The sequence below is a fragment of the Microvirga sp. M2 genome (assembly GCF_047497095.1).
Taxonomy (GTDB): domain Bacteria; phylum Pseudomonadota; class Alphaproteobacteria; order Rhizobiales; family Beijerinckiaceae; genus Microvirga.
Genome location: NZ_CP134064.1, coordinates 447,501 through 463,890, shown reverse-complemented (window position 1 = coordinate 463,890; position 16,390 = coordinate 447,501). Strand labels below are relative to the sequence as shown.

At 61.4% G+C, this 16,390-nt stretch carries 12 protein-coding genes, 2 tRNA genes, 2 rRNA genes and 1 riboswitch (1 of these 17 running past the window's edge); of the genes, 13 read left to right on the top strand and 3 right to left on the bottom strand.

Going from position 1 to position 16,390, the window contains the following annotated elements; all coding sequences use genetic code 11:
• Positions 1–2: 2 nt before the first annotated feature.
• Both RE429_RS21875 and RE429_RS21870 read right to left on the bottom strand, forming a co-directional pair.
• Positions 3–980 carry a GntR family transcriptional regulator gene (locus RE429_RS21875; protein ID WP_414475442.1) on the bottom strand — a complete coding sequence of 326 codons (978 nt, stop codon included), beginning with the start codon at positions 978–980 and terminating at the stop codon, positions 3–5.
• A gap of 47 nt (positions 981–1,027) precedes the next feature.
• Positions 1,028–2,572: a UxaA family hydrolase gene (locus tag RE429_RS21870; RefSeq protein ID WP_414475441.1), complete on the bottom strand. Its 1,545-nt coding sequence runs from the start codon at positions 2,570–2,572 to the stop codon at positions 1,028–1,030.
• A 253-nt stretch (positions 2,573–2,825) separates the two neighbouring features.
• Between RE429_RS21870 and RE429_RS21865 the strand changes: the two genes are divergently transcribed.
• From RE429_RS21865 to RE429_RS21810, 12 genes are all read left to right on the top strand, one after another.
• Complete coding sequence (locus RE429_RS21865; protein ID WP_414475440.1) at positions 2,826–3,509, top strand: amino acid ABC transporter permease; 684 nt, start codon at positions 2,826–2,828, stop codon at positions 3,507–3,509.
• 9 nt (positions 3,510–3,518) lie between these two features.
• Positions 3,519–4,163, top strand: coding sequence for an amino acid ABC transporter permease (locus RE429_RS21860; RefSeq protein ID WP_414475439.1), 645 nt, complete (start codon positions 3,519–3,521; stop codon positions 4,161–4,163).
• 12 nt (positions 4,164–4,175) lie between these two features.
• Complete coding sequence (locus RE429_RS21855; protein WP_414475438.1) at positions 4,176–4,904, top strand: amino acid ABC transporter ATP-binding protein; 729 nt, start codon at positions 4,176–4,178, stop codon at positions 4,902–4,904.
• Between the two features lie 52 nt (positions 4,905–4,956).
• Entirely contained in the window at positions 4,957–5,760 is an 804-nt protein-coding gene (locus RE429_RS21850) for a transporter substrate-binding domain-containing protein (RefSeq protein ID WP_414475437.1), read from the top strand.
• A gap of 131 nt (positions 5,761–5,891) precedes the next feature.
• The gene (locus RE429_RS21845; RefSeq protein ID WP_414475436.1) at positions 5,892–6,809 is read left to right on the top strand and encodes a dihydrodipicolinate synthase family protein; all 918 of its coding nucleotides are present in this window, start codon (positions 5,892–5,894) and stop codon (positions 6,807–6,809) included.
• Between the two features lie 498 nt (positions 6,810–7,307).
• Entirely contained in the window at positions 7,308–8,159 is an 852-nt protein-coding gene (locus tag RE429_RS21840) for an NAD(P)-dependent oxidoreductase (RefSeq protein WP_414475435.1), read from the top strand.
• A 52-nt stretch (positions 8,160–8,211) separates the two neighbouring features.
• Positions 8,212–9,408 carry a fumarylacetoacetate hydrolase family protein gene (locus RE429_RS21835; protein WP_414475434.1) on the top strand — a complete coding sequence of 399 codons (1,197 nt, stop codon included), beginning with the start codon at positions 8,212–8,214 and terminating at the stop codon, positions 9,406–9,408.
• A gap of 2 nt (positions 9,409–9,410) precedes the next feature.
• Positions 9,411–10,886 (top strand): aldehyde dehydrogenase family protein, encoded by a 1,476-nt coding sequence (locus RE429_RS21830; protein ID WP_414471087.1) that lies wholly within the window; start codon positions 9,411–9,413, stop codon positions 10,884–10,886.
• Positions 10,887–11,199: 313 nt separating this feature from the next.
• Positions 11,200–11,343: riboswitch (FMN riboswitch) on the top strand.
• 79 nt (positions 11,344–11,422) lie between these two features.
• Positions 11,423–11,875: a 6,7-dimethyl-8-ribityllumazine synthase gene (locus RE429_RS21825; RefSeq protein ID WP_414475433.1), complete on the top strand. Its 453-nt coding sequence runs from the start codon at positions 11,423–11,425 to the stop codon at positions 11,873–11,875.
• Between the two features lie 1,600 nt (positions 11,876–13,475).
• Positions 13,476–14,961: ribosomal RNA gene (locus tag RE429_RS21820) — 16S ribosomal RNA — on the top strand.
• 144 nt (positions 14,962–15,105) lie between these two features.
• Positions 15,106–15,182, top strand: a tRNA-Ile gene (locus tag RE429_RS21815).
• Positions 15,183–15,296: 114 nt separating this feature from the next.
• A tRNA-Ala gene (locus RE429_RS21810) sits at positions 15,297–15,372 on the top strand.
• Here RE429_RS21810 and RE429_RS21805 read toward each other — a convergent pair.
• On the bottom strand, positions 15,338–15,649 hold the full coding sequence (locus tag RE429_RS21805) for a hypothetical protein (RefSeq protein WP_414475432.1): 312 nt from the start codon (positions 15,647–15,649) through the stop codon (positions 15,338–15,340). The two genes, RE429_RS21810 and RE429_RS21805, sit on opposite strands and share 35 nt — an antisense overlap.
• Before the next feature lie 6 nt (positions 15,650–15,655).
• Between RE429_RS21805 and RE429_RS21800 the strand changes: the two genes are divergently transcribed.
• Positions 15,656–16,390 (top strand): 23S ribosomal RNA (locus tag RE429_RS21800) (it continues 2,073 nt past the right edge of the window).
• The 16S and 23S rRNA genes sit together here with 2 tRNA genes alongside, the layout of an rRNA operon.

Sequence of the window (16,390 nt, the reverse complement as noted above, 5' to 3'; positions counted from 1 at the left end):
ACTTAGTCCAAAACGAAAGGAATATGCGGCATTTTATTGACGGCGCGAAATGCCTCCAGGCGTTCCACCGCCTTTATCCCGCTCTCGACCAGGTGAGAGCTCAAGGCTGCAGCGGCAGAATCGCCGTCACCCCTCTTGAGCGCGCGGATAACCGCTAAATGCTCGTCCATAAAAGGGTCGATCTGCGGATGCTTCGCCAGCGCCGCCTGAATGTGTTTTCCGACGACCAGCGAGCAGCGTGTACGCTTCAGCGCCTCGATGATCTCAAGGTTTCGGCCGTAGCTCAAACATTGCACATGGAGATCGTTCTCCAATTCGTCCAGCTGGTTCACGGTTGCTGTCGACATTGAGCTTGCAACCGAATGGAGCCGGCGCTCCATGGCGTTCAGTTCCTCGCCGGGGATGCGTGTCACGGCGCTCTTGACCAGAAGCGGCTCAAGCACGATTCGAAGCTCGTACAAGTCTCGAACACGGTTGTCGGTGAGTGCGACGATGTACCAATGTGCATTGTCTTCTTTGCTCAGGAGGCCCGCGGCCTGAGCTCGGATGAGGAGATTACGGGCAACGGTGCGGCCGACTCCGTAATGCCGCGCGAGTGCCAGCTCATTGACCCTCGCGCGTCCGAAAACCGAGCGATGGATGATACTCCGCTCGAGGTCATAGTAGAGGTTCTCCCACGCATCGCTGCGCACGACTTCCGACGGGTCCGGGCCCAGGTCGAACATCGCCGCAGTGATTTCCAGGCGCATTGGTGAGCTGTCGGCACCGCCAACGACGACGCCACGTCCGTCGAAGCGGCGCACAACTCCTTCATGCTCGAGTTCCGCAAGGGCCTGCCGCACCGGCGATCGGCTGGCGCGGAAAATCGACGCGAGGGCACTTTCGGAGAGAACCGCCCCCACCGGCACGCGTCCGGCTTCGATCCCCGCTTGCAGGGTCTGCTTGATCAACAGATAGGCCGGCCGCTTACGCTCGATCATTGCATTCTTGCTCAATTCGGGATTTTGGCGCTGGCGCCTCGTGCCGACTATGTGACTGCCCCAAGAGGCCACGGCACGAACTCGTTGTCACCATAGTCGAACGTTTCGCTCAACGATTGTTCACCGGACGCGACGGCGATGACCTTCTCAAAGATCCGTTTGCCGGCTTCCTCGATGCTGTCTTCGCCCGTGACGATACCGCCGCAATTGATGTCCATGTCTTCCTCCATGTGCTCGTACATGGTGGTGTTTGTCGCGATCTTAATGCAGGGCGCCGGCTTGAAGCCCGAGACCGAACCGCGCCCGGTCGTGAAGCAGATAATATTACAGCCGCCCGCAACCTGGCCCGTTACGGCTACCGGGTCATATCCGGGGGTATCCATAAACACGAAACCCGTTCGATCGATCGGCTCGGCGTATTCATACACCGCCTCGAGCGGCATTGTCCCGCCCTTCGCAACGGCACCAAGCGACTTCTCGAGGATGGTCGTCAGCCCACCGGCCTTGTTGCCATGAGACGGATTATTGTTGAGCTCGGCATCGTTGCTGGCCGTGTATGCGCGCCACCAATCGATCCGGTCCATCAACTTGCGCGCCACCTCCGGCGCCGTCGCCCGGCGCGTCAGGAGGTGTTCGGCCCCATAAATCTCGGGCGTTTCGGAGAGAACCGCCGTTCCCCCATGGCGAACCAGCAGGTCCGCCGCGTAGCCGAGAGCCGGGTTCGCCGAAATCCCTGAATAGCCATCCGACCCACCGCACTGCAGGGCCAACTTCAACTCGGAGAGAGGCTGTGGGGTGCGCTGCACGGCATTGACGGCGTCCAGCATCTCGTTGATCGCCGCCTTGGCGGCTTCAATGGACTTCCGGGTCCCGCCCATCCGCTGGATCGTCATCGTTCGGAGGAATGCGCCCTCGGTCAGGCCCGAGCGTTCCAGGAGCATTTCGATCTGATTGGTTTCGCACCCGAGGCCGATCATGAGAATGCCGCCGAAATTCGGGTTCCGCGCATACCCGCTCAACGTCCGGACCAGGTAGCGATACCCCTCCGACGCCGTGTTGATCGCGCATCCGCCGCCATGCGTGAGGGCGACAATCCCGTCGATGTTTGAATGGTTCGCCAAGCCGCCGCCGCGATTGAAATAGTCAGCGGTTGCCTTCGCGACAGTGGCTGAGCAGTTCACGGAGCTTACGATGCCGATATAGTTTCGCGTTCCCACCATCCCATTCGGGCGACGAAAGCCTTGGAACGTACGGCGCTCGCCCTCCGGCAGCAGGGGGGTGGGGCGAGCGTCGGCGCAGAACTCATGCGCGACGTTGCTTTCCTGCATCGCCATATTCTGCAGGTGAACATGCTCGCCCGTCCGGATCGGCTGCGTGGCGAACCCGATGACCTGTCCATACTTTAGTATAGCATCGCCGGTTTGAATCGGACGAAGCGCCAACTTGTGGCCGCGCGGAATATCACCCGTCGAAACCACGTCATCAAGGCCGATCGGGCTTCCATCCGCGATCTTGTCGCGCGCGACGGCCACATTATCGGCTGCGTTCAGCACGATGACTCGGGCCTCTTTCGGCAGGGCGATGGCGGGCATTGGTGCTTTCCTCTCAGGGTCGACAGATCGGTCGCCTGTCGAAAATGGCTATTGCACGCAATGTACCACCATGCTACCAAAAAAATGTCAATAGCACCGTGAGAGTGTAGAGCGGAGGAAATGCGATGATCGAGCGTAATGTCATTAGTGCGAGACGTTCATTAAGAGTTTAGCGGCGGTATTGTGCGACTTGATTCTACATTAGTAGTGCCGTAAGTGACGGTTAAACCCTCCTAGGGGCGCCATCGATAAAATGATCTATGAATTCGACTTCAGTTTCCTGAATGAATACGGTCCTGATCTCTGGAATGGCACTCTTTTAACGCTCTGGATGACGGCCATATCCATCATTCCAGGGTTCATCCTTGGGACCGCTTGCGCCGTTGGGCGCCTATACGGGCCACCCTGGCTTCAGCGCGCAACGACCGTGTATGTGGAGGCCATCCGCAACACACCGCTGGTCATTCAAGTCTTCTGGTTATTCTTTGGTCTTGCCGTTCTTTCGATACGCATCGATGCCTTCTACGCGGCTGTTATTGCGCTCGTCATCAATGTGGGGGCTTACACCGCCGAAATCATGCGCGCAGGCTTCGAGAGCATCCCGAAGGGTCAGGTCGAGGCGGCTTCGTGCCTCGCACTCTCGCGCTGGCAGATGCTCCTTTATGTGCAGTTGCCTCAGGCGGTCGAGCGCGTTTACCCGGCTCTCGTGAGCCAGTTCATTCTGATGATGCTCGCGACCTCGATCATGTCGCAGATCTCTGCTCCCGAACTCACTGGCGTCGCCTATCAAATTCAGTCGTTCACGTTCCGCGGCTTCGAAGTCTACGTCGTTATCGCCGTTGTCTACCTCGCGCTCGTCACGCTCCTCCGGGCCGTTCTGCTGGGCCTTGCGACCGTGGCGTTTCCCCGGCGCCGGCGCCTTGGCACTCCCCTGTAAGGCTGCATCATGCTTGGTCTGACTGTCGATCACCTTCTCTATATCGTGCGCGGTGCTGGCTGGACCCTCGTTCTGTCCCTGATGGGATTCGTAGGCGGCACCATCATCGGATTGCCGATCGCGCTGGCGCGCTCGTCGCGCGTGTGGGCACTGCGCGCGGTTTCGAGCGTCTTTGTTCAGCTGGTGCAGGGAATACCGCTGCCTGTGATCATGTTCGTCGTGTATTTCGGGTTGAGCATCAGCGGCTTCGAGCTGCCGGCCTTGGTGGCTGCCGGCCTTGCCATGACTGCGTACTCGGGCGCCTATCTCGGCGAGATCTGGAAGGGCTGCATCGAGGCCGTGCCGAAGACCCAATGGGAGGCTGCCGAGTGCCTGGCTCTGACTCCGATGCAGCGACTGGCGGACGTCATTCTCCCTCAGGCCATGCGCATCGCCATTCCGCCGACGGTCGGGTTCCTGGTCCAGATCGTCAAGAACACCTCGTATTCGGTCGTGATCGGTTTCTTCGATCTGACCTACTCGGCAAAAGTCATCAACAACTCAACCTACAAGCCGTTCACCGTATTCACCATCGCGGCGGTTCTCTATTTCATCATCTGCTACCCGATGTCTGTGATGAGCCGGCGGTTCGAGCGCAAGCTGAAGCGCGCATAGGAGAACTTCCCAATGGAGCCGATGGTTCATTTCAAGGACGTCCGTAAGTCTTTTGGTGCCCTGGACGTGCTAAAGGATGTCTCGCTCGAGATCAAACGGGGCACGGTGACCGCACTGATCGGCCGCAGCGGATCTGGTAAGAGTACGGCGCTTCGCTGCATCAACGCCTTGGAGCAGATCAATAGCGGTGAGCTCTACGTGTGCGGCAGGGCCCTCCATAAAGGAGAGTTCGATCTCCGGGCGCTACGCCAGGACGTCGGGATCGTCTTTCAGAGCTACAACCTGTTCCCGCATCTGACCGTCACGGAGAACATTACCCTCGCTCCGCGTCGGGTGAAGAAGATCGGTGCTGCCGAAGCCAAGGACCTCGCCCGAGAGGTGCTTCTGCAGGTCGGCCTTAGCGACAAGGCCGATAGCTATCCGGAACAACTGTCCGGAGGACAGCAGCAGCGCGTCGCGATTGCCCGTTCGCTCGCGATGAAGCCGAAGCTGATGCTGTTCGATGAGGTGACCTCGGCGCTCGATCCCGAACTGACCGGGGAGGTCTTGAAGGTGATCGAGAAGCTCGCTCAAAGCGGCATGACGATGGTTCTGGTGACGCATGAAATGAACTTCGCCGAACGCGTCGCCAGCCAGCTCGTCTTCATGCACCACGGAAAGGTCTGGGAAACCGGCCCGGGCGACATCCTTCGCAACCCGAAGACCCCGGAACTTCAGCAATTCGTTGGCAACGGACTTTAGCCAACAACACGAGCCGCTTTCACGGCAATCACACGACTAGGGAGGACCCGAGATGTCAAAAACCAACTTCACCCGCCGAACCGCCATCGGACTTGGACTGGCCGTTGCGCTGCTGCCCGCATCCGTCCAGGCAGATACGCTCGACACGATCAAGCAGCGCGGCAAGATCCTCATTGCGATCGATGTCAGCCATCCGCCCTACGGCATGCTTGACGATAAGGCGAAGGAGACCGGCTCGGACGTTGAAACGGCCAATCTTCTCGCAAAGGATCTCGGAGTTCCGCTGGAGATCGTCCAGGTCTCCGGCGCCAACCGCGTTCCCTTCCTGTTGTCCGGAAAGGCCGACATCGTCATCGCGTCTTTCTCCATCACCGAAGAGCGTAAGAAGGTCATTGACTACTCGCGGCCTTACGGCGTCATCCCGGTCGTCATCGCGGGTCCTACTAACGAGAAGATCAAACAGGCGAACGATCTCGATGGCAAGACCATCGCCGTCGCACGCGGCACCACGGCAGACATCGAGCTGACCAAGGTGCTGAAGCCGGTCAGCGGCGCCCGGATCGTACGCTATGAGGATGAGGCCACGACCAACACGGCCGTAGCGACGGGCCAGCAGAACATCTTTGCTGCGGCGCTTTCCACCGCCAACGAGGTGCGTGACGCCAACCCCGCCAAAAACCTCGAGGTCAAGATGACCATGGCGGCCTATCCGATGGCCATTGGCCTGCGCAAGAAAGATGATGCGCTTCGCGACTGGGTCGACAACTGGGTGACGGCCAACCTCAAGAACGGCAAGCTGAACGAGATCTACAAGAAGTACTTCAAGTCGGATCTGCCGGCCGAGATGATGGAATAAGGATGAAGCGTTCCCCTCGTAAAGAGGGGAATGGCTCTCGCAATTTTCGTTCACTCACTCTCTAACACCCTGAACCCGGACGGCGCCGTTGCGCGCCGTCCGCACGAGATTTTTTTTTGCAGGTGGCAAGAATGAACCGACTGTATCGCGGCGTATATCCGGTGGCTCCGACCATATTCGACGACGCTGGTCGCCTCGATCCCGAGGGGCAGAAGCGCTGCATCGATTTCATGATCGACGCGGGCTCGGATGGTCTCTGCATCCTGGCCAACTATTCCGAGCAGTTCCTGCTCAGCGACAGCGAACGCGAGAGCGTGACCCGCACCGTTCTGGATCATGTGGCGGGACGGGTTCCGGTCATCGTCACGACGAGCCATTTCTCGACCGACATCTGCGCCGACCGCTCGAAGCGGGCGCAGGAGGCGGGCGCCGCGATGGTGATGATCATGCCGCCGTTCTTCGGTGCGACGCTGCGCGTCTCGGAAGCGGGCATCTACGAGTTCTTCCGCCGCGTGTCGGATGCCATCGACATCCCGATCATGATCCAGGACGCGCCCATGGCCGGAACCTCCCTGTCGCCGGCCTTCCTGGCCCGGATGGCCAGGGAGATCGCCCATGTCTCCTATTTCAAGATCGAGGTCGCCGGCACCGCCGGCAAGCTGCGCGAACTCATCGCGCTCGGCGGCGAGGCCATCGAAGGGCCCTGGGACGGCGAGGAGGCGATCACCCTGATGGCCGACCTCGACGCCGGCGCGACCGGCGCGATGACGGGCGGGGGCTACCCCGACGGCATCCGCCAGATCATCGATCCCTACTTTGCCGGCAACCGCGAGGCGGCGCTCGTGGCCTATGAGCGCTGGCTGCCTCTGATCAACTACGAGAACCGCCAGTGCGGCCTCTTAGCCGCCAAGGCGCTGATGAAGGAAGGCGGCGTGATCCGGTCGGACTTCGTGCGCCATCCGCTCCAGCCGCTGCATCCCGAAACCCGCAAGGGCCTCATCGAGGTCGCCCGCCGCCTCGATCCGCTCGTGCTGCGCTGGGGGCTATGACGGGGAGGCTTCGACGCATGGCCTTGTCTCGACCGGGCGGTTCTCCTGCTTGATGGGAGCTCTTGCTCTATCGCGCAGAGGAAGAGCCGCCAGTCGGGCTGAGGATCGGCGGTGGCGATCTAAGCCGACCCGTCTTACCGTAGCGACCGCATCGGGTGTGACATCGAACCTCATCCGATGCGGTCAGTCTCCGGTCTTGAGCATCGTTTCACGCAAAACCGGTGCCCACTTCCCGCGTTCGATGCTCTCGCTCATGACGGATGCCACGACGGCGTCCCGGTTGAGGTCGGGCCGATCCGGATTGGGGAGGGCGCTCGATCGTCAAGGGTCAGGATCGAGCTCACCTCCTCGTGAGCGGCCTCCGGGTTCGCCCTGAAGAGGTTCGAATGATCGTCCGCCTGTCAGGTCCGGTCGACCTCGCAGGCTCCGAGGAAAGGATTTGTGATGAACTCCGTTAAAAGAATCGGCTTTGTCGGTCTCGGTTTGATGGGAACCGGAATGGCGAAGAATATCCGTGCCAAGGGATTTCCCTTGACGGTATTGGCCCATCGCAACCGGCAGCCAGTTGACGATCTGGTCTCCCGGGGGGCCAAGGAGGCGGCCACGGCCGCAGACCTGGCGCGGGAATCCGACGTGGTCATCCTTTGCGTGACGGGCTCGCCTCAGGTCGAGGATGTCCTCAACCGCCCGGGCGGTCTTCTGGAGGGAATGCATCCTGGCCTCGTCGTGGTCGACAGCAGCACCGGCGATCCTGATTTCGCGGTGCGCGCCGAGGCCGCCGTTCGGGCACGGGGGGGAATTTATATCGATGCTCCCGTGAACCGCACTCCCAAGGAAGCCGAGGAAGGCCGCCTCAACGTCCTTGTCGGTGGCGATGCCGCTGTCGTCGAAGACCTTCGGCCCGTGCTGGCGTCCTACTCCGAAACCATTCATCACCTTGGCCCCATCGGGTCGGGCCACAAGGCAAAGCTCATTCATAACTTCATCGCGCAGGGAAATGCGGTCATTCTGGCTGAGGCGTTCGCGGCGGCGGCGAAAGTTGGCCTCGATCTCCGCTCCTTCGCCGACCTGTGCCGCTTGAGTGGCGCTCATAGCCGGACCTTCGACCGCCTCATCCCCTTTGTTCTCGAGGGGGACGACTCCAATCAGAAGTTCGCGCTGCGCAACGCTGTAAAAGATATGCGGTCGTATACCCATCTCGCAGAGATGGCGCCGGCGACCGCCTTCGTCGCACAGGCCGTCCACCAGACCTTCGTTCTTGCGACCGCCTTGGGACATGGGGACAAGTACATCGCACACCTGTTCGACGTGATGGGCGAGATCAACGGTACCCACGTCCGTGCCGATTAAAGCGACACGAGTGGAGGCCGACAATAATCACGCTGCATGAAAGGTGTCGAGGATGAGTGCAAAAGCGACGACCGCAAGCGACATCCTGCCGGTTGACGGCTATCGGGGGGCGCTGGCGGGCCGTGTCTGGCGGCCGGGTCTCGGCCCCTGTGTCGTGGCGATCCGGGAGGAGGGGGTGATCGACATCTCCGCCACCTGCGCCACGATGAGCGAGCTCGCCGCCGGGGCGGATCCGGCGCGCACGCTCAGCGGCGCCGCGGGCGAGCGGATCGGGTCGCTGGCCGAGCTCGTGGCCAATACGCCCCCCGACGGCCGCGACGGATCAAAGCCCTGGCTGCTGGCGCCGATCGACCTGCAGGTGATCAAGGCGGCCGGCGTCACGTTCGCGGTGTCGATGCTCGAGCGCGTCATCGAGGAGCGGGCCCGCGGCGATGCCGGGGCGGCGGCCGCGATCCGGGCCGAGGTCCTGCGCCTGGTCGGGGACGATCTCAGCCGGCTCCGGCCCGGCTCGCCCGAGGCCTTGGCCCTCAAGCAGGTGCTCGTCGCGCAAGGCGCCTGGAGCCAGTATCTCGAGGTCGGCATCGGGCCCGACGCCGAGGTCTTCACCAAGGCCCCGACCTTGTCGGCGGTCGGGCCGTTCATGGATGCTGGCCTGCACCCGAAATCGACCTGGAACAATCCCGAGCCGGAGGTGGTGATCGTGGTCACGGCCGACGGCCGGATCGTCGGGGCGACGACGCTCGGCAACGACGTGAACCTGCGCGACTTCGAGGGCCGCTCGGCGCTGCTGCTGTCGAAGGCCAAGGACAACAACGCCTCCTGTGCGCTGGGCCCGTTCCTGCGGTTCTTCGACGAAACCTTCTCGCTCGATGACGTGCGCCGGACCACCGTGACGCTGAGCGTCGAGGGCGAGGACGGGTTCCGGCTCGAAGGGTCATCATCGCTGACGAAGATCAGCCGCGATCCGGCGGATCTGGTCGCGCAGACGCTGGGCCCGCACCATCAGTACCCGGACGGGTTCGTGCTGTTTCTCGGCACCATGTTCGCGCCGACGCAGGATCGCGACGAGCCCGGCATGGGCTTCACGCACAAGCGCGGCGACATCGTCACCATCGCGGCGCCCGAACTCGGCGCGCTCGTCAACCGGATCCGGCCGAGTTCGGATTGCGAGCCCTGGGCCTTCGGCTTGGGCGCCCTCATGCGCAACCTCGCAGCGCGCGGTCTCATCACTACGAACCAGGCAGATTGAAGATGACGAAGAACTACATTGCAGGCGAATGGGTTGGGGCCACGGAAGCCTCGGCCAACCTCAATCCGTCCGACACCCGGGACGTGATCGGCGAGTTCGCCCGGGCGTCGGCCGCCGAGGCGCAGGCCGCCATCGACGCCGCCTACGACGCCTTCCCGGCCTGGGCGCATTCCTCCATCCAGACCCGCCACGACATTCTCAAGGCCGTCGGCGACGAGATCCTCGCCCGCAAGGACGAGCTCGGCCGCCTGCTCTCGCGCGAGGAGGGCAAGACCCTGCCCGAGGGCATCGGCGAGGTCACCCGCGCCGGCCAGATCTTCCACTTCTTCGCCGGCGAGTGCCTGCGGCTGGCCGGCGACAAGCTGGCCTCCGTGCGCCCGGCCGTCGATGTCGAGATCACGCGCGAGCCGGTCGGCGTGGTCGGCCTGATCACGCCCTGGAACTTCCCGATCGCGATCCCGGCCTGGAAGATCGCGCCGGCGCTCGCCTACGGCAACACGGTGGTGTTCAAGCCGGCCGAGCTGGTGCCGGCCTCGGCCCATGCGCTGTCCGAGATCATCATCCGGGCCGGCGTGCCGGCGGGCGTGTTCAACCTGGTGATGGGCAAGGGCTCGGTGGTCGGCGAGGCCATGCTGCAGAGCCCGAAGGTTGCCGCGATCTCGTTCACCGGCTCGGTGCCGACGGGCCGGCGGGTCGCCCAGACCTGCATCACGGCCGACCCGATGAAGAAGGTCCAGCTCGAGATGGGCGGCAAGAACCCGATGGTGGTGCTCGACGATGCCGACCTCGCCGTGGCGGTCGAGTGCGCGATCAACTCGGCGTTCTTCTCGACCGGCCAGCGCTGCACCGCGTCCTCGCGCCTGATCGTGACCGCCGGCATCCACGACCGGTTCGTGGCCGCCATGCAGGCGCGCATGCAGGGGCTGGTGATCGACGATGCGCTCAAGAGCGGCACCCAGATCGGCCCGGTGGTCGACCAGAGCCAGCTCGATCAGGATCTGAAGTACATCAAGATCGGCCAGGACGAGGGCGCCCGGCTGGTGGCCGGCGGCGAGCTGCTGAAGCGCGAGGCGCCCGGGTTCTATCTCGCGCCGGCCTTGTTCACCGAGGTCGACAACCGGATGCGGGTGGCGCGCGAGGAGATCTTCGGGCCGGTGGCGACGGTGATCAGGGCCCGGGATTATGACGAGGCGCTGGCGATCGCCAACGACACGCCGTTCGGGCTGTCGTCGGGCATCTGCACCACGAGCCTGAAGCATGCCGGCCACTTCAAGCGCCATGCCGAGGCCGGCATGGTGATGGTCAACCTGCCGACCGCGGGCGTCGACTATCACGTGCCGTTCGGCGGCCGCAAAGGTTCGAGCTACGGGCCGCGCGAGCAGGGCCGCTACGCCCAGGAGTTCTACACCACGGTCAAGACCGCCTACACCTTCGACGGCAACGGACCTTACGTGCCCAAGACCAAGGGAAGCGAATAGAGCGTTCCTGGGGCCCAAGAAGCGAGGCACGCGCGGGTGTGCCTCGCAAAGCGTCTGGCGCTAAGCCTGCCTGAAACGTTCTTCGAGCGCTGCTCTAGCGGCTATGCAGCCGCTCCGCTCCCGCTGTTCTGCCTTTGCTTTCCACCTTCGCCGACTCGATGCTCACGGCGATGGCGCAACGGTGTATCATCAGGCTGGATTTCGTAAGCCCGAACGGACGGGTTGAAATGGAGATCGACACGCAAAGCCCTCTCGAACTCTGCGCGTGTGACCACGACTTGCTTGTCACACTATGGTTTTCCAATTAGCTTGCCCGCGTTCTCAGGGCGGGGTGGAAGTCCCTACCGGCGGTATGCAGTGAAATCTGCGAGCCCGCGAGCGCCTTCCTCCGGAAGGGTCAGCAGATCAGGTGAGAGGCCTGAGCCGACGGTCATAGTCCGGATGAGAGAGAACGTGCCAACCGTGCAAGCCTCAGGCTGCGCGGTTGCTCGGGATCGCCTTGGGTGACGTGTCAATGCACTATCAAGGAGATCACCATGACACACGCCCGCTATGCCTTCATCAAAGCCAACTGGCATGCCGATATCGTCAATCGGGCCCTCGAAGGGTTCTACGAACTCATTCCGTCCGAACAGGTTGATGTGTTCGACGTTCCGGGCGCATTCGAGATGCCGCTGTTGGCTCGCGATCTTGCCGCATCGGGCCAATATGCTGCCGTTGCAGCGGCCGCATTCGTCGTCGACGGGGGCATTTACCGCCATGAGTTCGTGGCGCAAGCGGTGGTGGACGGCCTGATGCGGGCCGGCATGGACACCGGCGTGCCCGTTCTTTCCGTCTCCCTTACGCCCCATCAGTATCAAGAGACCGAGCACCATTCGCAGATCTATCGCGCCCATTTTGTCGAGAAAGGCCGCGAGGCTGCGAAGGCGGCGCTGATGATGACCAGGACACGCGCTGCTTTGGGTGCCCAAAGAGCGGCAGCCGAGTGACCAACGCCGTCGAAGGCTCGATCTTCAGCCATTGATCCTGCGACCGCCGCGCCGGCTCGTCGAAGAGAGCCGGCCGCGGGTGCAGCCTCCTGGAGCACGGGAAGCGCTATCGACGGTGTGCATCCTCGCCGGTGCCGCGGCGCAACCAGGGCGCCCGGCCCGTCGGTGGATATCGATTGAAGAGTTTCCGATCCTCCGGTCGTTCACGATCGGGAGGCATCGCCGTTAGGGATGCGTTTACGCCTCGCTGCGTAACGTTGTTCATCATTGATGGGAGAACGACATGTTGCGTGCGATGCTGGCGACGGCGGTAATTGCCTCTGGTACGATGTTCGCGATGGGGGCCCATGCCCAGGTCCAGGAACTGGTTCCCTGTGCGCAGGAGGGCGGTTTCTGTCGCGTGCCTTATCCGACCCGCGTCATCTACGGGGTGCCCGGGCGAAGTGTCGAACGCTTCGTGCGTGGCGGAGGGGTCCCATGTTCGAACAGCGTCTTCGGCGATCCGGCCTATGGAGTGCCGAAGCGTTGCGCCTTCGTTGCTCGCAGGCACGATAGAGGGCCCGGGCGATGGGATGGCGGCCGCCCTGTCCCGCCTCCTTATTGGGAGCATGGGCCCAGACATCAAGACGGTTATGGTCGGCCGTATCGTACCTATTACCGAACCTATTGATCAGGCAGAACCACGCAGGCTCCGCTTACGGACCCCGCGATGCTCCGAGAGGACCGGCCGCGCCCCGGAATGGCACGCAGCCGGCCTGCCTGAAAAAGCTCGCTACCCTGACACCCCGGCTCCCGAGAATCCCCGCGGCGATCGAATCCGCACGGCAGCCAGAATCGCATGCCGATCGACGCCGGACCGCTCCGACCTTGTGGTCCGGTGGGCTCCTCCTCCACAGCCGGCGGAAAATGCAGCCTTTGCGAGACGGGGTGTTGACAAAGCGCCGGCTAATCGACATATCCGCAGCCCCGCCGGATTTCAGATCCAGGCAGGCTTCATCGCAGACCGCATCGGCAAGGTTCCTCGTGAACCGCACCGGCTGGCGGCCGAACGGGAACGCAAGTTTCCGTTCAACGGCACGAGCCGAGACTGTCGTAATGACAAGTCAACACGGCTCCTCTGACGGACAGCAGAAGTTTTCAGGTCACAAAAGCGACTTGAGACAAAGCAAACGCAAAGACAAGTCGATCTTTGCGAACGATGAAGTTTGCCCTGAATACTGAAAGCCGCTGGGATCGAAAATCGCTCCGACAAAAAACTTCATAATTGTAGTTGACCTTCGGAAAGGCTTTCGCTAAATACCTCTTCATCGGCGGCGGCCTTCGGGACTGCCGCGTCGGCGAGGGTCCTTCGGGGCGTTTCGCTCCGGTCTTCGGACCGGGACTGGTCTTCGGACCGGGGTTTTGCTCTTTGACAAGTGAAGAAGGAAGAAGAAGCGCAGGCGGCGGTGTCCTTGCGGCGGCCCTTTGGGGCTGCTTTGAACAAGACATCGACCAGGTCTTGCGCTTTTGGTGAGTACACCGCTCCGGTTTTGGCCGGAGTGAGAGGTGCTCTGTCAATTTTGCGTTTTAAGACGAACAGTCGAGATCGAATTCTGAAGTTCAACTTGAGAGTTTGATCCTGGCTCAGAACGAACGCTGGCGGCAGGCTTAACACATGCAAGTCGAACGGGCCCTTCGGGGTCAGTGGCAGACGGGTGAGTAACGCGTGGGAACGTGCCCTTCAGTTCGGAATAACCCAGGGAAACTTGGGCTAATACCGGATACGTGCGAGAGCAGAAAGATTTATCGCTGAAGGATCGGCCCGCGTCTGATTAGCTGGTTGGTGGGGTAATGGCCCACCAAGGCGACGATCAGTAGCTGGTCTGAGAGGATGATCAGCCACATTGGGACTGAGACACGGCCCAAACTCCTACGGGAGGCAGCAGTGGGGAATATTGGACAATGGGCGCAAGCCTGATCCAGCCATGCCGCGTGAGTGATGACGGCCTTAGGGTTGTAAAGCTCTTTCGGCGGGGACGATAATGACGGTACCCGCAGAAGAAGCCCCGGCTAACTTCGTGCCAGCAGCCGCGGTAATACGAAGGGGGCTAGCGTTGTTCGGAATCACTGGGCGTAAAGGGCGCGTAGGCGGCTTTGTCAGTCGGGGGTGAAAGCCTGTGGCTCAACCACAGAATTGCCTTCGATACTGCAAGGCTTGAGACCGGAAGAGGTTAGTGGAACTGCGAGTGTAGAGGTGAAATTCGTAGATATTCGCAAGAACACCAGTGGCGAAGGCGGCTGACTGGTCCGGATCTGACGCTGAGGCGCGAAAGCGTGGGGAGCAAACAGGATTAGATACCCTGGTAGTCCACGCCGTAAACGATGAATGCCAGCCGTTGGCGACTTGCTCGTCAGTGGCGCAGCTAACGCTTTAAGCATTCCGCCTGGGGAGTACGGTCGCAAGATTAAAACTCAAAGGAATTGACGGGGGCCCGCACAAGCGGTGGAGCATGTGGTTTAATTCGAAGCAACGCGCAGAACCTTACCAGCCTTTGACATGTCCGGTATGGGGAGTGGAGACATTCCTCTTCAGTTCGGCTGGCCGGAACACAGGTGCTGCATGGCTGTCGTCAGCTCGTGTCGTGAGATGTTGGGTTAAGTCCCGCAACGAGCGCAACCCTCGCCCCTAGTTGCCATCATTGAGTTGGGCACTCTAGGGGGACTGCCGGTGATAAGCCGCGAGGAAGGTGGGGATGACGTCAAGTCCTCATGGCCCTTACGGGCTGGGCTACACACGTGCTACAATGGCGGTGACAATGGGCAGCGAACCCGCGAGGGGGAGCTAATCCCAAAAAGCCGTCTCAGTTCGGATTGCACTCTGCAACTCGAGTGCATGAAGGCGGAATCGCTAGTAATCGTGGATCAGAACGCCACGGTGAATACGTTCCCGGGCCTTGTACACACCGCCCGTCACACCATGGGAGTTGGTCTTACCCGACGGCGCTGCGCCAACCGCAAGGAGGCAGGCGACCACGGTAGGGTCAGCGACTGGGGTGAAGTCGTAACAAGGTAGCCGTAGGGGAACCTGCGGCTGGATCACCTCCTTTCTAAGGATGATCCCTCAAGGTCGGCATCTGCCGGTCTTCTCGGATCTCTTGGAACAAACAGGGTCAAGTCAGACCCTTCTTGCGGGACGCTGCCGTCTTCGCTTCTTCTTCTCCGGAAAACCCTGCCGTGTCGTGCGGCGGATCGGGCCTGTAGCTCAGGTGGTTAGAGCGCACCCCTGATAAGGGTGAGGTCGGACGTTCGAGTCGTCCCAGGCCCACCATTATTCTGGGGCCTCAGACGCCGGCGGCCACCTCCGTGGCCTTGGCTGTCCGCGCCACGCGGCGCGGCGCCCGGTCGGGCTTGCGGACCTTGCGGTCCGAGGGTCCTGCGCAACGGGGCCTTAGCTCAGCTGGGAGAGCGGTAGCTTTGCAAGCTTCAGGTCGTCGGTTCGATCCCGACAGGCTCCACCATTCTTTGGTGCTGGGGGTTTTTCTGGAATTCTGCGCGCTTGGCGTGCGGGATCTTGTCGGATTCGCGCCCTCCCCTCTTGGGGGTGAGCGGCGCGGATGTTTGAAATCGTAAAGAGGCGGCATATTCGGCCAGCGGGCAACCTAGTCCCGCGAACCAGCCCTGGCCCGCAGCCAGGTGCGCCGGATATGCTTTGGCAAGCAAAACATGTCTTCGGAGAGATCCGAAGGCAGGTCTTTCTTTTGGGTCGATGGCCGCTGCCGAGCGGGCATCGATCATGAGAGTAATCAAGTGTCGTAAGAGCATCTGGTGGATGCCTTGGCGCTGAGAGGCGATGAAGGACGTGGTACGCTGCGATAAGTCTTGGGGAGCTGCGAACGAGCTTTGATCCAGGAATTTCCGAATGGGGAAACCCACCTTCGACCCTTTGTATTGTGACGGCATCTTTTGGGTGGCGTTGCACTACGGAGGGTCAGATGAAGGTATTAGGCCCTGAATTCATAGGGGTTTAAAGCGAACCCAGGGAACTGAAACATCTAAGTACCTGGAGGAAAGGACATCAATTGAGACTCCGTTAGTAGTGGCGAGCGAACGCGGACCAGGCCAATGCCAACCTGATCGTCATCGGAACTGTTTGGAAAAGCAGGCATGACGGGTGATAGCCCCGTACGAGTCAGTGAGATGGTTGGATATGAGTAGGGCGGGACACGTGCAATCCTGTCTGAACATGGGGGGACCACCCTCCAAGCCTAAGTACTCCTCAGCGACCGATAGTGAACCAGTACCGTGAGGGAAAGGTGAAAAGCACCCCGACGAGGGGAGTGAAACAGTACCTGAAACCGGATGCTTACAAACAGTCGGAGCCCAAGGTTCGTCCTGGGTGACGGCGTACCTTTTGTATAATGGGTCAGCGACTTAAAGTAACGAGCAAGCTTAAGCCGGTAGGTGGAGGCGCAGCGAAAGCGAGTCTGAACAGGGCGTTTTTAAGTTCGTTGCTTTAGACCCGAAACCGGGTGATCT

Excerpts from the sequence above, each read along its gene's own strand:
- RE429_RS21845 (WP_414475436.1), top strand. The coding sequence starts at position 5,892 with ATGAACCGACTGTATCGCGGCGTATATCCGGTGGCTCCGACCATATTC.
- RE429_RS21835 (WP_414475434.1), top strand. The coding sequence starts at position 8,212 with ATGAGTGCAAAAGCGACGACCGCAAGCGACATCCTGCCGGTTGACGGC.
- RE429_RS21825 (WP_414475433.1), top strand. The coding sequence starts at position 11,423 with ATGACACACGCCCGCTATGCCTTCATCAAAGCCAACTGGCATGCCGAT.
- RE429_RS21870 (WP_414475441.1), bottom strand. The coding sequence starts at position 2,572 with ATGCCCGCCATCGCCCTGCCGAAAGAGGCCCGAGTCATCGTGCTGAAC.
- RE429_RS21855 (WP_414475438.1), top strand. The coding sequence starts at position 4,176 with ATGGAGCCGATGGTTCATTTCAAGGACGTCCGTAAGTCTTTTGGTGCC.
- RE429_RS21865 (WP_414475440.1), top strand. The coding sequence starts at position 2,826 with ATGATCTATGAATTCGACTTCAGTTTCCTGAATGAATACGGTCCTGAT.
- RE429_RS21860 (WP_414475439.1), top strand. The coding sequence starts at position 3,519 with ATGCTTGGTCTGACTGTCGATCACCTTCTCTATATCGTGCGCGGTGCT.
- RE429_RS21830 (WP_414471087.1), top strand. The coding sequence starts at position 9,411 with ATGACGAAGAACTACATTGCAGGCGAATGGGTTGGGGCCACGGAAGCC.
- RE429_RS21840 (WP_414475435.1), top strand. The coding sequence starts at position 7,308 with ATGGCGAAGAATATCCGTGCCAAGGGATTTCCCTTGACGGTATTGGCC.
- RE429_RS21875 (WP_414475442.1), bottom strand. The coding sequence starts at position 980 with ATGATCGAGCGTAAGCGGCCGGCCTATCTGTTGATCAAGCAGACCCTG.
- RE429_RS21850 (WP_414475437.1), top strand. The coding sequence starts at position 4,957 with ATGTCAAAAACCAACTTCACCCGCCGAACCGCCATCGGACTTGGACTG.
- RE429_RS21805 (WP_414475432.1), bottom strand. The coding sequence starts at position 15,649 with ATGATCGATGCCCGCTCGGCAGCGGCCATCGACCCAAAAGAAAGACCT.